The 13246-nt window shown below is 68.3% G+C and carries 13 protein-coding genes and 2 pseudogenes; 8 read left to right on the top strand and 7 right to left on the bottom strand.

The genetic code is table 11. The features are described from left to right. Positions 1 to 3: 3 nt before the first annotated feature. From ACZ4EG_RS43330 to ACZ4EG_RS43340, 3 genes are all read right to left on the bottom strand, one after another. On the bottom strand, positions 4 to 1119 hold the full coding sequence (locus ACZ4EG_RS43330; protein ID WP_467794565.1) for a 3-oxoacyl-[acyl-carrier-protein] synthase III C-terminal domain-containing protein: 1116 nt from the start codon (positions 1117 to 1119) through the stop codon (positions 4 to 6). Between the two features lie 40 nt (positions 1120 to 1159). Beyond that, on the bottom strand, positions 1160 to 1423 hold the full coding sequence (locus ACZ4EG_RS43335; RefSeq protein ID WP_453561430.1) for an acyl carrier protein: 264 nt from the start codon (positions 1421 to 1423) through the stop codon (positions 1160 to 1162). A 1138-nt stretch (positions 1424 to 2561) separates the two neighbouring features. Further along, positions 2562 to 2756, bottom strand: a complete 195-nt coding sequence (locus ACZ4EG_RS43340) for a hypothetical protein (protein WP_467794566.1) — start codon at positions 2754 to 2756, stop codon at positions 2562 to 2564. 331 nt (positions 2757 to 3087) lie between these two features. Here ACZ4EG_RS43340 and ACZ4EG_RS43345 point away from each other — a divergent pair, with 331 nt between their 5' ends. The 5 genes from ACZ4EG_RS43345 (at position 3088) to ACZ4EG_RS43365 (ending at position 6952) form a co-directional block, all read left to right on the top strand. After that, a complete protein-coding gene (locus tag ACZ4EG_RS43345; RefSeq protein WP_467794577.1) occupies positions 3088 to 3903 on the top strand; it encodes a class I SAM-dependent methyltransferase in 816 nt (271 codons plus the stop codon). Positions 3904 to 4068: 165 nt separating this feature from the next. Further along, a complete protein-coding gene (locus ACZ4EG_RS43350) occupies positions 4069 to 4479 on the top strand; it encodes a transposase family protein (RefSeq protein ID WP_467794567.1) in 411 nt (136 codons plus the stop codon). Positions 4480 to 4571: 92 nt separating this feature from the next. Continuing rightward, positions 4572 to 4988, top strand: a complete 417-nt coding sequence (locus tag ACZ4EG_RS43355; protein ID WP_467794578.1) for a transposase — start codon at positions 4572 to 4574, stop codon at positions 4986 to 4988. A gap of 48 nt (positions 4989 to 5036) precedes the next feature. Further along, entirely contained in the window at positions 5037 to 5636 is a 600-nt protein-coding gene (locus ACZ4EG_RS43360; protein WP_467794568.1) for an ISL3 family transposase, read from the top strand. A gap of 437 nt (positions 5637 to 6073) precedes the next feature. Further along, entirely contained in the window at positions 6074 to 6952 is an 879-nt protein-coding gene (locus ACZ4EG_RS43365) for a universal stress protein (protein WP_467794569.1), read from the top strand. A 268-nt stretch (positions 6953 to 7220) separates the two neighbouring features. Here ACZ4EG_RS43365 and ACZ4EG_RS43370 read toward each other — a convergent pair whose 3' ends face one another. The 3 genes from ACZ4EG_RS43370 to ACZ4EG_RS43380 form a co-directional block, all read right to left on the bottom strand. Further along, positions 7221 to 7655 carry a hypothetical protein gene (locus tag ACZ4EG_RS43370; protein WP_467794570.1) on the bottom strand — a complete coding sequence of 145 codons (435 nt, stop codon included), beginning with the start codon at positions 7653 to 7655 and terminating at the stop codon, positions 7221 to 7223. Between the two features lie 560 nt (positions 7656 to 8215). Then, on the bottom strand, positions 8216 to 8596 hold the full coding sequence (locus ACZ4EG_RS43375) for an antibiotic biosynthesis monooxygenase family protein (protein ID WP_467794571.1): 381 nt from the start codon (positions 8594 to 8596) through the stop codon (positions 8216 to 8218). 189 nt (positions 8597 to 8785) lie between these two features. Then, a complete protein-coding gene (locus ACZ4EG_RS43380; protein WP_467794572.1) occupies positions 8786 to 9202 on the bottom strand; it encodes an MmyB family transcriptional regulator in 417 nt (138 codons plus the stop codon). Between the two features lie 25 nt (positions 9203 to 9227). Here ACZ4EG_RS43380 and ACZ4EG_RS43385 point away from each other — a divergent pair. Together ACZ4EG_RS43385 and ACZ4EG_RS43390 are read left to right on the top strand one after the other, a co-directional pair. After that, a pseudogene (locus ACZ4EG_RS43385) lies at positions 9228 to 9545 on the top strand (helix-turn-helix domain-containing protein); the annotation flags it as partial. Beyond that, a pseudogene (locus ACZ4EG_RS43390) lies at positions 9527 to 10114 on the top strand (transposase); the annotation flags it as partial. The pseudogenes ACZ4EG_RS43385 and ACZ4EG_RS43390, both read left to right, overlap by 19 nt. A 67-nt stretch (positions 10115 to 10181) precedes the next feature. On the opposite strand, the gene ACZ4EG_RS43395 reads toward ACZ4EG_RS43390, so the two are convergent. Continuing rightward, the gene (locus ACZ4EG_RS43395) at positions 10182 to 11450 is read right to left on the bottom strand and encodes an MFS transporter (protein ID WP_467794573.1); all 1269 of its coding nucleotides are present in this window, start codon (positions 11448 to 11450) and stop codon (positions 10182 to 10184) included. A 157-nt stretch (positions 11451 to 11607) separates the two neighbouring features. Here ACZ4EG_RS43395 and ACZ4EG_RS43400 point away from each other — a divergent pair, with 157 nt between their 5' ends. Then, positions 11608 to 12984: an IS1380 family transposase gene (locus ACZ4EG_RS43400; RefSeq protein WP_467794574.1), complete on the top strand. Its 1377-nt coding sequence runs from the start codon at positions 11608 to 11610 to the stop codon at positions 12982 to 12984. Positions 12985 to 13246: the final 262 nt, after the last annotated feature.

Genomic DNA, 13246 nt, shown 5'->3' on the forward strand with positions numbered 1-13246 from the left:
ACGTCAGGCCTCCCCGGCGGATACGGCCGTCAGATGCGCGAAGGACACCGCGAACCGGCCGGACTCGGGGACCATCACCAGGAGCTTGTCGCCGGGGGACACCAGGCTCTCGCTGAGCATCTCCTCCAGGATCACGTAGATGCTGGCGGAGCCCATGTTCCCGACCCGGGGCAGATTGCTGTACCACTTCTCGAGGGAGGGTCCCCTGACCTTCTTGTGCTCGATCTCCTTGACCACCATGGACTTCATGCGCTCGCTGGAGTAGTGCGCGGGGAACCAGGCGAGCTCGTCCGGGTCGAAGCGGCCCTCGTCGAGCAGCCGCTGGTACTCCTTGACCCCGACCCGCACGAGATGCGGCAGCAGGCCCAGGTTCTGGCGCAGCGCCAGCGCGCCGTCGGCGGCGGCCTCGGACGCGGAGGGGTAGTCCCACCAGACCTGCTCCGCCGAGTTGTCGGCCGAGCCCATGTACATGCAGGTCTGCTCGGTGTTGGCGTAGGAGGTGAGCGAGATCCAGTCGATCCGCAGGCTCACCCCGTCGGCCGCCGGGCGGTCCTGTACCACCGCGGCACCGGCGCCGTCCGAGAGCATGTAGCGCAGGAACGCCATCTCCATGGCGATGGCACCGTCGTCCGAGACCGGCCGGACGTCGGCGAACCGGTCGCTCCTCAAGAAACGCGAGGCCAGTTCGGACGCTGAGGCGACCGCGTTCTTCTTCTCCCCGGCCGCCACCTGGAGGTAGGCGTTCTTGAGCGCCATCATCCCGGAGCTGCAGATGCCGTGGGTGGTGACGATCTCGCAGGGTGGGCTGCCCAGTTCGCCGTGGATGCCGCTGGCGATGCCGGGCGCGATGAGATCCGGGACGGTGGTGGCCGCCGCGATGAGGTCGATGTCGTCGAGGGTGATATCCGAGCGGTCCACCGCCTGGCGGATCGCCGCGACCGCCATGTCGGTGGTGGAGAACAGGGTCTTTTGCTGCTTGTCGATGGCGTAGTGCCGTGACTTGATCCCGCAGTTGGCGAGTGTCAGTTCGCGCAGCCCCGAACTCGCTTGGCCCACGCTGCCGATGTAGTCCTCGATCTCCTCGTTGGGCACCGGTTCCCCGGGCAGGAAACGTCCCATGGCGGTGATGTAGGCAGGCAATGCAGAGTCTCCCCGTGATCTAGGCGATTGCTGCGGTTTCGATCTTGGAGACGGCGAAGTCCAGGACGTCGCCGACGGTGCGGATCGAACCGAAAAAGCGCTCGTCGTCCATCGAGATGCCGTACGCACCCTGAAGGGTCTGCGCCATGGCGACGAGGTCGAGTGAGTCGATGCCGATGTCGTAGTACAGATCGGATTCCACGGAGAGTTCATCCGGGTCGGCATCGCACTTGGCCAGGAGGAATCCCGTGATATCTGCGTAGAGGTCGGTCCTCAAAGACATGTTCACCTCCCGTGCCCCACCCTCTGTGCGGCACGGGATGCACTCTGGCCCAAGCCGCTAGGCGCTCACTCTCGGTGCCCTTGAGCGGACCGATCACGCAGGCTCCGGCGAGATGGTGGAGCTGCTGGAAGTGGTGCGCGTCAACGCCGCTCGTCTCGACCTGGACGGGGAACATGGGGAAGCCGTGGACGGCGCCCTCGCGGCCGTCCTCGGCCGGCACCCGGCCACGCCCCTCTTCGGCCCCCCTTCGGGGCCTCCACCCCTGCCCTGGCCAACAGCCGAAGGAGCCCGTTGACCACTCCGCCGACGGGGCGGGCACGCGGCACACCAAAGAGGTGGGGAAGAAGGGGGTCGGCGGGGCAGTCAGCGGGCACGGTCCGGACGTTGTCCCTGACCCGAGCCCACAGGGCCAGGGCGCGGGTGCGCCGCTGGTGCGCATCCATATCTACTCGTACTCCAAGTCGTTCAGCAGCACGAGGACGTCGGTCTGCTCGTCCGGGCTGATCGTCGGGGCCGTACTCACGGCGTCTGTGGACGAGGGGACAGCTGTGGAGGGCTGTGGCTCGTGGTTGTGCCGGTCGACCCCACCGGGTCACGGCCAGGGCAGGTCCTTCGGCCGGCGCCATGGCTGCGGGCCGGTGGGGTCGGGTGGCCACCGGGCCGCGGGTACCAGATGACGTGGTCGTGGTGGACAGCCAGCCGGCAGCTTGCGGATCTCCTCTGCCTCTCGCCGTAGTTCTGCGAAGTGCCGCTCGGTGCACGCGGGACAGGCGGGTCGGCCAAAGGGGGGCGACACTGGTGTGGCGTGGACACGGGTCCTCCTCACAGCCCGCGAGGTGGAGGAGCACTGACTGGGGGAAGTCGTCCTCGACGCCGGCGCGGCGCAGCATCTCGGCGATGAGGCCGGCGAGGTGGCGGTCCTGCTCAGCCTGAGGCAGATCCAGGTACTCGCGGATCGTCATGGCCTTACCGGTGAGCGTCGCGGCCAACGCCTGGCGCATCACGCGGTCGGTGGTTCGCCTCGTTGATCTCACGGCTCGTGCCCTTCTTCGTCGTCATCAGCGAGCGCCTGGGCGAGTGCAGCGCGGGCATCAGGATGGTCGGTACGGGCTGTGTTGAGGGTGTCGGCGAAGGGCTGTCACGCATCCGCGCCGGCCAACTCCTCCAGACTCATCGGCTCGGCTTCGTCGGCATCCGGCTGCGGGCGGGGGATGAAGCCCTGGAGTGCGCGTGCGGCGGCGACGAGCAGCGTGCCGGCCTCCTTCGGCGTCACCTCCCGGCCGACGTCCGGGTCCGGCAGTTGCGGGCGCACGCCGTCGATCAGCAGCCGCATCCCTTCCAGGGCAGTGGTGATCGCGTTGGCATTCGTTCACTTCAAGCAGCAGCGTCTGTCCATCGGTTTGGGTGCCTATGGGCGGTCAGCGGGGCCGTGGATGTTCATGAGAAGTGACGTCAGATCTTAGGCTCTGGTCCACTTCGTGTGGTCGCGTACACAGGGTGACTGTTGATCTTCGCCTCATGGTGGTTTTAGCGGTCGTAGGCGGTCAGTGCGCGCATGACTGACTGGCCGCGCATGAACCTGGCTCCCCTCATCGGGCCCCTTGGAATCAATCATCTAGGCTGGCGCGGTGACTGATGAGCAGGAGCGGGTGCAGCCGTCGGGAGTGTGGGCCACGGCGGTGGGGGTGGCCAGGGTGCGGGCGCTGGAGACCGAGCGGGTGAACGCGTTGTTCCGCGACCCACTGGCACAGGCCTTCGCCACCGCCGGCGGCTTGTGGCCCTCCTTGCCGCCGCTGCCCGATGACGAGGCCGCGCGACGCCGCCGGCTGGCCGTGTCGTTCTCCATCGTCATCAGGACGAAGTTCCTCGACGACCTGTTGCAGCAGGCCTCCGCGTCCGGGGTCCGGCAGGTCGTGCTGCTCGGCGCCGGCATGGACAGCCGGGCCTTCCGGATGGACTGGCCCGAGGGCACCCGGCTGTTCGAGGTCGACACCGCCGCGCCACTGGACTTCAAGGCTTCGGTGCTGCGCCAGGAGCGGGCCGTCGCACGCTGCGAGCGGATCACCGTCGCGGTGGATCTGCGTGAGGACTGGCCAGGCGCGCTGGCCGCCGCAGGGCACGACCCGGCCTTGCCGACCGTGTGGATCGCCGAAGGACTGCTGATCTATCTGCCCGAGGACGCGGTGGAGCTGCTGCTGGCCCGGATCAGCGCGCAGTCGGCGGCAGTCAGTCGGATGGGGCTGACGTTGGGCTCGCGCGGCGTGATCGAGCGCTTCGGCGCGGACGCCGTGCCGGGATCGGCGGCGTCCATGTGGGTCTCGGAGATGCCCGACGACCCGGTGGGCTGGCTGGCCGGGCACGGCTGGGAGGCCGACAGCCACACCCTGCGCGAGCGCGCTGCCGCCTACGGTCGCCCGATCAGCACCCCGCCGCAGCGAGAGGAGCGGCCCGGCGGACTGATCTCGGCGGTCCGCCGGTAGAGCGCCTCCCGGTTCCCTGGGTGATCGATTCCAACCGGGTCCCTGATGAGTGGAGTCAGGTTCATGCGCGGCCAGCCGGCCTTGCGCGCACTGACCGCCTACAACCACTAGAGTTCGCCCGAAAATCGCCTGGCTGGATGGTGGTGTGGTCGACTGTCCTTCGCCGTGAACGAAGTGCTGCCGCAGTTGAACGAGCTGCTGTTTTCCTCGGTCGAGGGCGTGTTGGTGGAATCGGTCGAGGTGATCGACACGGTCGCCCCTACGACCGCGGGGCGGGCGGCCTGTCCGGGGTGCTGGTCGGGGCGAATACACGGCTCCTACCTGCGATTTCCTCGTGATCTGCCGACGGCGGGCAAGTTCGTCGTGGTGTCGTTGCGGGTGCGGAGGTTCGTCTGCGAGGAGGAATCCCGCGAGCGCATCACCTTCGCCGAGCAAGTACCCGGTCTCACCCGCAGGTTCGGGCGACGGACCGAGCGGCTGCAGTCGATGCTGGTGTCGGTCGGTCTTGCGCTCGCGGGCCGGGCCGGCGCCCGGATGACGGACGCCTTCAAGGTTCCGGTCGGAACACCCTGTTGAGGCTGATCGCCTCGCTTCCGGACCCGGCCACCGCAGTACCCCGCGTGGTCGGCGTGGACGAGTACGCCCAGCGCAAGGGCCCTTACGGAATCGTGCTCGTCGACGTCGAGACGCGTCGCCCGGTCGACCTCCTTCCCGATCGGGAAGCGGACACGCTCGCGGCCTGGCTCGCCGAGCGGCCCGGCATCGAGATCGTCTGCCGTGACCGGGCGCCCTTCCTCGCCGAAGGTGCCACCCGCGGCGCCCCGCAGGCCCTCCAGGTCGCCGACCGATGGCATCTTGGCACAACCTGGGCGAAGCCGCCGAGAAGTACGTCTACCGGCACCGTGGCTGCTTGCGTCCCACGCCGGCCCAGCCTGAGGAACCGCAGGAAGAGGCGGAGCCAGCTGCGTCGCCCTGGCCGACAGGACACCGGTTCGCCGAACGCACCCGCGCCAAGCGCCCCACCATCCACGCTCTCCTCGCCGCCGGGCACAGCAAGCGGTCCGTCGCCAGGCTGCTCGGGATGACCCTCAACACGATCTTGCGTTCCTCCCCGCGCCGCTACTGCGGAGGAGATGTTCACCAGGCAGTGGCAAAGCCGTGCGACCAGGCTCGATGGCGACAAGCCCTACCTCGATCAGCGTTGGCAGGAAGGCTGCACCAACGCCTGGAAACTGTGGGAGGAGATCAGGGAACAGGGCTGTCCCTGCGGCTACGCCAGTGTCCGTGCCTACGTCAGCAGGACGCTTCGCGGCAAACCGCAACCGGTCGGCCCCCGCCCGCCGTCAGCCTGGGCCGTTACGCGCTGGATCCTCACCCACCCCGACGCCCTACCCGAAGGCGACCGGCTCCAGCTCAAAGCCGTCCTGGCCAATTGCCGCGAGCTGACGGCACTTGCCGAGCACGTGCGCTCCTTCGGGCACATGGTCGCTCACCTCCAGGGTGACCAGTTGCCGACCTGGATCGAATCGGCTATCTCCACCACCGAACTGCCCAGCCTCCGGAGCTTCGCCCAACACCTCGAACGCGACCTCGACGCCGTCACCGCGGGCCTCACACCGCCCTGGAACTCCGGCGTCGTGGAGGGTCATGTCAATCGGATCAAGATGCTCAAGCGCCAGATGTTCGGCCTCGCAGGATTCGATCTCCTGCGCAAACGAGTCCTGTTGGCGTAACCGAGAGTCACGCGACCGCACGAAGTGGACCAGAGCCACGACTCGTGAATAAAGCCAGCGCGGCCCTGGCCGTGACCGGCATCGTCATCCTGGACAGGTCACCGCCAGTGCGCACGTGAACGTGGACACATCAGCGGGTGACGCACTGCACCAGCGCCCGCTCTGGTCGTCTTGGCCCGTCCCGGACGCACGCCGCGCGACCCGGTGCGGCTGACCGCCCGCACTGCCCGCCGCGAAGCCCAACGGTGCCCCGGCCGGTTCTTTCGGCGCCGTCGGAGGGCGCCCGGCAACGAGACCGGCCTCGCGCCGACGCATGAAACGGCACTGCTTGGCCGATGAGCCGTGGCGGCCCGATGCGCCGCGTGGCATGTTGGCAGAGGCTGGAAGGGAAACCGGACAGGCAGGCAGCAGTGGTCGCTCGACAGGGAGGCGCGGCAATGACTCAACCGGTCGTGGTCGGAGTCGACGGCTCACCGTCCAGCCTGGACGCGGTCGGGACAGCAGCACGCGAGGCCGCACTGCGCGGGACCGGCCTGCGGCTGGTGCACGCCTTCGGGTGGCCCTCGATCCACCCACCGCCCGGTGTGCCGCCCTGGACCCCTGCCGCGGCGGGGGTGCGTGAGCTGGTGGACGGCACTCTGGCCACCGCCGAACAGCGGGCCCGCGAGGCCGCGCCGCACCTGGACATCATCCGCGAGGTCACCGTCGGCGAGCCGCTGATGGTGCTGGAGATCGAGTCGCGCACCGCCTCACTCGTCGTGGTGGGCAGCCGCGGCCTGGGCGCATTCGGCAGCCTGCTGCTCGGCTCCACCGCCGTGCACCTGGCCGCCCACGGCCGCTGTCCCGTGCTCGTGGTACGGGGCGGGCCAAACCCGACAGGTCCGGTGCTGCTGGCGGTGGACGGCTCACCGGCGGGCGAGAAAGCCGTCGGTTTCGCCTTCGCCGAGGCAGCCATGCGCGATGCGGACCTGCTGGCCCTGCACGTGTGGAACACCTGGAACGAACGGGCCTACGAAGGGCCCGGCGACCAGTTGAACATGGTGGTCGACATCGAGCGGCTGCGTGCCGAGGAGCAGCACCTGCTGAACGAGACACTGTCCCCGTGGCAGGGCCGCTATCCCCAGGTCGCCGTGGAGCGGCGCCTGCTGCGCTCCCGGATCCGCACGGCCCTGATCGACGCAAGCCACAACGCCCAGCTGGTCGTGGCCGGCGCACGCGGACGCGGCGGCTTCACCGGCCTGCTGCTCGGCTCGGTCAGCCAGGCCCTGCTCCATCACGCACACTGCCCTGTCACCGTGGTCCGCGGTAACGAGTGACCACGCTCTCCTGCCCGTAGTGGTTCGGCTGTCCGCCTTGGAGGACCTGGCACAGGCACCGAAAATCCGGCCCGGATTCAGACAGACGACGAGGAACGCGTCGCCGACGGACGGCACGCTCGGAGCGGACTTGTAAGTCGGCCCAGCCGGGTGCGTCCTTGACCTGCTCGTAGCTGCGCTCAATCCACGGCCACTGCCGGTGGAGACGGGCGATTTCGGCGGCACGCCTCTGCCCGCCTGCGTCTGGCCAATGCCAGGCAGCGGGTGGTCAGTACGAGAGATACAGGGTCAGCTCGCCGCCCGCCTGGGCGGTGTGGGCGATGCGGGCAAAGCCACGTGCTGCTGCATACAGGCCGGTGCCGCCGGTGATGGCAACGCAAAAGTTCTCAGGCGGCGTGCCGACAGGGGTGGTCTGCATGTGCTGCCACGTCAGCTGGCCTTGGGGAAGGGCGAAGGTACCCACACAGTGGGTGGTGTCCGCCGCCACGCGCGTGCATACCGCCGCCTCGGTCCCGTATGCAAGGCCATCACGGAAGAGGTCCGCAGTGATGATGATCTGATCACCGATGCTCGTGTCGCCACTTCCGACGGCGACCCGACTGATGCCGGTGCTCTTCGAGGTCAGGCTGATGACGTCGGTGACCTCTCTCCCTTGTTCCGAAACGACGGGGTCGTCCTCGGCAGGGGCAGGAATCGAAGGCATGTACCACTACTTCCGTGTCCGGGCTCCTCCACAGGTGAGCCATCCTTGGCATGAAGACTCAGCTCTGACGCTCCCCGCTCACCACCATTGGTCCATTCGGGTCTGTGCATCACTTGGGACGGCACACCTTTCGCTGCGGCCGTCCTTCCCACCACCATCACGCCGCGCGAGGCACGATGCCACTCGGCGAACGCACAAGAGGGACGACCACTCGATGGTCATTGGTACGGACGGAGAAGGGCCCGCCCGCAGCCGTCGCCCAGAACCCGAACGCGACCGTTCAGGCTCCCGACATCCAAGCGCCAACCGAGCGCACCATTCCCTGCAGATCCGCAGCAGGCGCTTGCCCTCGTCGTCTTCGATCTCCCGGACGCGTACTCGTTCTGTCACCCGGACAGCCTGGCGTGACGGCGCTTGCCGGACCAGGATTCGAACGGTGGCATCCCGTCACAACAGGACGAAAGTTCTCTGATGCGGCGCTCTATCTGGCTCTTGAGGGGCACGCCGGCCCGTTCGATGCGAGCTTGTGGCGCGACGGTCGCTGAGGTGGCTTTGGTTGGTCAGCCTGCTGTCGGGCTCTGCGGGACCTTCGCTCGCATGAACCCGTGGCTCCGCTCCACTTTCGCCACATGCAGCGTGTAGCTCTGGTACCACTCGGCCTGCCCGCGCTTTTGCGCCGCGAGGTGCTCGGCGTTGCACCGCCACTGGGTGAGGGCGTCGACGTCGCGGAAGTACCCGACGGTAATGCCCAGCCCACCAGGAGTCTGCGCGTGGTCCATCCCCAGGAACCCAGGGACGCCCTTCACCAGGTCTTCCATGCGTGCGTTGGTCTCGCTGTAGCCGCTCTGGTCCTGGGTTCGCACCGTAGTGAAGACAGCCACGTAGTAGGGGGGTTCATACGCCTCGACGGGCGCGACAGGCGCTTCCGCGTGATTGCTCATGGCGCCACCGTAAGGCGGGATGCGCCCAACGATCCAGCGTCTTTGCTGAACGGGATACATAAGGGATCCGGCCCTTGGCCGTAGATGTGAGAGCTCTCCTCCAGCTCCCGGAAACGGCCACGAGCCCACCGGCTCAGAGGAGTGCTCAGAGGCGGCTCCGGAACGGTGGGAACAGGTCGGACACGGGTGTCAGGACGGGGATGCCGCGGCATCGTCCTGTGCCCCCGGCGTACGCTCCGCCTTCGCTGTGCCGACCGCTGACGGTTGGGAGCCGAGAATGTCGAGGAGGACGAGGGCGTCGTATTCCGGTGTGCCCGGCTCGGCGTAGTAGGTGACCAGGCGATGCCCTGGTATGCCCTCCAGCTCCATGGACTGGTAGCCGAGGGTGAGGTCGCCGACCTCGGGGTGATGGAAGGCCTTGCGGCCATGGGATCGGCCCTTGACGTCGTAGCGTTCCCACAGCCGGGCGAAGTCCCGGCTTTTGACCAGGAGTTCACCGGCCAGTTGGGTGAGGTCGGGGGCGTCGGGGTCGGTTCCCGCCAGGGCAAGCAGGAGGGCGACGCAGCCGCGTACCTGGTTGCCCCAGTCGTCGAAGAGGTCGGGCAACGGGGTGGAGGAAGACGTAGCGGGCCGGATCGCCGAGACCGTGCACCGCCGGTTCGGCGTCGAGTACACCCTGGCCGGGCTGGACCTGCTGCTGCACCGCATCGGCTGGAGCGTGCAGGTCCCCTCCCGCAAGGCCACCGAGCGGGACGAGGCGAAGATCGCCGTTTGGAAGGACGAGCAGTGGCCCGTCATAAAAAGAGGGCGGCGGACTTGGGCGCCTGGCTCTGCTCCGAGGACGAAGCCGGCCAGTGCCTGAGGCCGCCCAAAGGCCGCACCTGGGGCCGACGCGGCCACACACCCGTCGTGCGGGTCACCGCCGCAGGCACCAAACGGCGGTTGGTCGACGCCCTCGCTGGGGCCGACCCCCGCGCCCTGGACGCGATCCGCCGGGCCAGGGCCGAAGTCCGCGACCGAATCTGGCAGTTGGCCGGGGAGCGGGCCCCGCACGCGAACGGTCAGGTGGTCGTGGACCTCGACGGGGTGCTGATCGTCGCGCACTCGGAGAAGGAGGACGCGCGGCCCACATGGAAGAAGACGTTCGGGCACCATCCGCTGGTCGCGTTCGTCGACCACGGCCGCGCAGGGTCCGGGGAGCCGGTCGCCGCGCTGCTGCGGCCGGGCAACGCAGGCAGCAACACGGCCGCCGACCACATCGCCGTCGCCCAGCAAGCGCTGGCTCAGCTCCCTCAGTGCCAACGGCGCGGGCGCCGCACCCTGGTCCGCACCGACTCGGCCGGGGGCACCCACGCGTTCGTGGGCTGGCTCGCCCAGCGGGGGCGTTGGCTGTCCTACTCGGTCGGCATGACCATCACCGAGCAGATCCACCACGCGGTCCTGCAGATCCCCGCCTCGGCCTGGACTCCGGCCGTCGAACCGGACGGCTGGGTGCGCGACGGGGCCTGGGTGGCCGACTGGGAGCGACATGTCAACGAGCAACGCCCCTTCCATCGGGCAGGGGCGTTGCTTGAGATGGTCTGTTTCAGGATGCCTTTTGGTCGGCGGGCTTCTCGATCTCGGAGGTCACCCGTGCCCCTCGGAAGAGCACCGGGAGCCACAGGAGACATGCCAGCAGGGGGACCGCGGCGTAGGTGGCCATGCCCACACTGGAGCCCAGCCCGTCCATGAGCGCGCCGAGGACGAGATAGCCGATGCCGATGAGCACCGACTCCACCAATGCGATCATCGACAGCAGGCTCGCCCGGTGGCGCGACGGCACGGCCTCGTTGAACACGTTGTCCACGATCACGGCGGTGATCTCGGGAATCCCGACCAAGGCCAGGAACGCGGCGATGGTGACCCGGACAAGGCCGAGGCCGCTGAGGCCGAGTGCCGCGGCGAGCGTCAGGAGGGACACCGGGACTATGACCCGATACCCGATGCGCCGGTCCGCCCGGTCCGACAGCAGCGGAGTGAGCCCGCCGGCGAAGAATCCCGCCGATATGACCACGCTGACCAATGCGGTGCCCGCTCCCTGATCGGAGAGGGTCTTCTGCGTAAAAATGATGTACGGCGTCAAAGTCGCATGCATCAATCCGGACACCACGACAAGCGTGACGAGCGCCGGGGTGGCGACCCGAAGCATCGCCCGCCATGCTGTGGCGTCGCCGTGCTCCTCGGCTCCGTCCTGCTCGTCCACCGCGTCCGCGCCGCGGATCTCGGGCACCCGTGACATCAGCACCACCACGGCCAGGACGAGGCACGCCGCCGAACCGACGTAGACGACTCCCCAGGAGATCTGCTGCAGTTGGCCGCCGAGGACGATGGCGGCTCCCGAGGTGACCGTCCCGAGCATGGTGAACCGGGACTTGATCTTGACGTAGCTGGCCGTTGCACCACGACGCACGAGCAGGTCGTACAGCAGGGCGGTGTCCGAGCCGGACACACATGCCATGCCCACGCCCTGCCCGAGGAACAGCGCCAGGAACACCCAGTAGTTGGAGAACGTCCCCTGGCCGAGCAGGCATCCAGCTACCAGCAGCTGCCCGATCACGATGCTGGCACGCCTGCCGATTCGGTCGGCGATGACTCCCGTCGGCAACTCCGCAAGTCCGCTGACCAGGAAGAGCAGTGTCTGCAGTAGGGCCACTTGCTCGGCGGAGAAGCCTCGCTGCTGAAGGAAGAGGACGAATACGCCGCGCTGGAACAGCGTGTTGGAGAGCACGGCGTATACGTAGAACGGGCGCGTGACACTTCGTGCTGCATTGTCGACTGCAGCCGACCCGCTAAGGGCCTCCGTGGTGCCGGTCATGCTGCGGGCTCCCTGGTGACTCCGGTGATCATTAGCCTCGCGCTTCCACGAGTGGGCTTGTCCGAGTCTTGATCAAATAAGTGGAGAGTGCTGCTGACCTGCAACGATGGGACTTGTCGAGGGTCCTGTCAGCTGCAAGGAAAGAAGCACTCTCCAGGTGAACAAGGGTATCGGGTCGTATCCGCCTGTCCGCGTCCAGGGCAGCGGGGGCATGGCGGTCTCGCAGGCCGGTGGGGTGCTGCTGGTGAAGACCGTCCGCAAGTCGGGATTGGACACGGCGATATCGGCGGCGCTGATGCCGTGGCGCAAACCACGGGCGGTGCACGATCCGGGAAAGGTGCTGCTGGACCTCGCGCTGGCAGTGGCGCTAGGCGGCGACTGCCTGTCGGATGTGGCGGTGCTGCGGGCCGAGCCCGCGCTGTTTGGGCCGGTGGCCTCCGATCCCACCGTCTCCAGGCTGGTGGACACCCTGGCCGGGGCCGGCCCCCGCACGCTGACCGCGATCCGCCGAGCCAGGGCCGAAGTTCGTGAGCGGGCATGGAAGTTGGCCCAGGCTGATGCCCCCGACGCGAACGGGCAGGTGATCGTGGACATAGACGGTGTGCTGGTCCTGGCGCACTCGGAGAAGCAGGACGCCGCCGCGACCTGGAAGCGGACGTTCGGGCACCATCCGCTGGTCGCGTTCGTCGACCACGGGACGGCCGGGTCCGGGGAGCCGGTGGCGGGGCTGCCGCGGCCTGGCAACGCGGGCAGCAACACCGCAGCCGACCACATCGCCACGACGAAGATGGCCCTGGCCCAGCTGCCCATGAAGTACCGGCGCGGTCGACAGACCCTGATCCGCACCGACTCCATCGGCGGCACCCATGAGTTCCTTGACTGGCTGGCCACGCGCGGGCGGTGGTTGTCCTACTCGGTCGGGATGACGGTCACCGACGCTGTCCACGACGCGGTGCTGCGGGTCCCGACCTCGGCTTGGACGGCGGCGGTCGAGCCCGACGGCCAAGGCCGCGACGGTGCCTGGGTGGCCGAACTGGCCGGCGACGTCCTCAAGGGCCGGCCGACCGGGACGCGGCTGATCGTACGCAAGGAACGGCCCCATCCCGGCGCCCGGTTGCTGTTCACCGACGCCGACGGGATGCGCTTGACCTGCTTCGCCACCAACACCGCCGGCACCGCGATCGCCGCATTGGAACTGCGGCACCGTCAGCGCGCCCGCGCCGAGGACCGGATCCGCGCCGCCCGCGACACCGGCCTGCGCAACCTGCCCCTGCACCAGACCGCGCAGAACCAGTTCTGGCTGGAGATCGTCCAGATCGCTCTGGACCTCCTGGCTTGGATGCCGATGCTTGCCATGACCGGTACCGCCCGACGCTGGGAGCCCAAGCACATGCGGCTGCGGCTGTTCTCCGCCGCCGCGCGCCTGGTCACCACCGGCCGCCGACGCATCCTCCGCATAGCCCGCCACTGGCCCTGGATCGACACGATCACCAGCGCCTTCACCAGACTCCAGGCCCTGCCGAACCCCGACTGACCAGCAAAGCGACCCACCCCGACGAGCAGCTGAACGCCCCGGAGCCGTGGAACCCCGCGCTCACCCGACGCGACAGTCGGGCCGTCACCATGCTCACCATCACCCGACAAGCCGAAACGGCCCACCGGAAGAACCGACGGACCGTCACGAAACATCGAGGTTAAAGGCAATACCAGTGACTTAAGGGATTGGGTCCCAGCTTCGTGGGACCTTGACCGGTGGGTTGATCGGGGCGGTGCGCCAGTGCGGGGCGATGGCTGCG

Source organism: Streptomyces sp. NPDC025638 (assembly GCF_055558775.1).

Coding starts and splice junctions, on each gene's coding strand:
- ACZ4EG_RS43340 (WP_467794566.1), bottom strand. CDS start 2,756: ATGCGGCTGCTGATCGACGGCGTGCGCCCGCAACTGCCGGACCCGGAC.
- ACZ4EG_RS43365 (WP_467794569.1), top strand. CDS start 6,074: ATGACTCAACCGGTCGTGGTCGGAGTCGACGGCTCACCGTCCAGCCTG.
- ACZ4EG_RS43360 (WP_467794568.1), top strand. CDS start 5,037: ATGTTCACCAGGCAGTGGCAAAGCCGTGCGACCAGGCTCGATGGCGAC.
- ACZ4EG_RS43370 (WP_467794570.1), bottom strand. CDS start 7,655: ATGCCTTCGATTCCTGCCCCTGCCGAGGACGACCCCGTCGTTTCGGAA.
- ACZ4EG_RS43375 (WP_467794571.1), bottom strand. CDS start 8,596: ATGAGCAATCACGCGGAAGCGCCTGTCGCGCCCGTCGAGGCGTATGAA.
- ACZ4EG_RS43395 (WP_467794573.1), bottom strand. CDS start 11,450: ATGACCGGCACCACGGAGGCCCTTAGCGGGTCGGCTGCAGTCGACAAT.
- ACZ4EG_RS43335 (WP_453561430.1), bottom strand. CDS start 1,423: ATGTCTTTGAGGACCGACCTCTACGCAGATATCACGGGATTCCTCCTG.
- ACZ4EG_RS43330 (WP_467794565.1), bottom strand. CDS start 1,119: ATGGGACGTTTCCTGCCCGGGGAACCGGTGCCCAACGAGGAGATCGAG.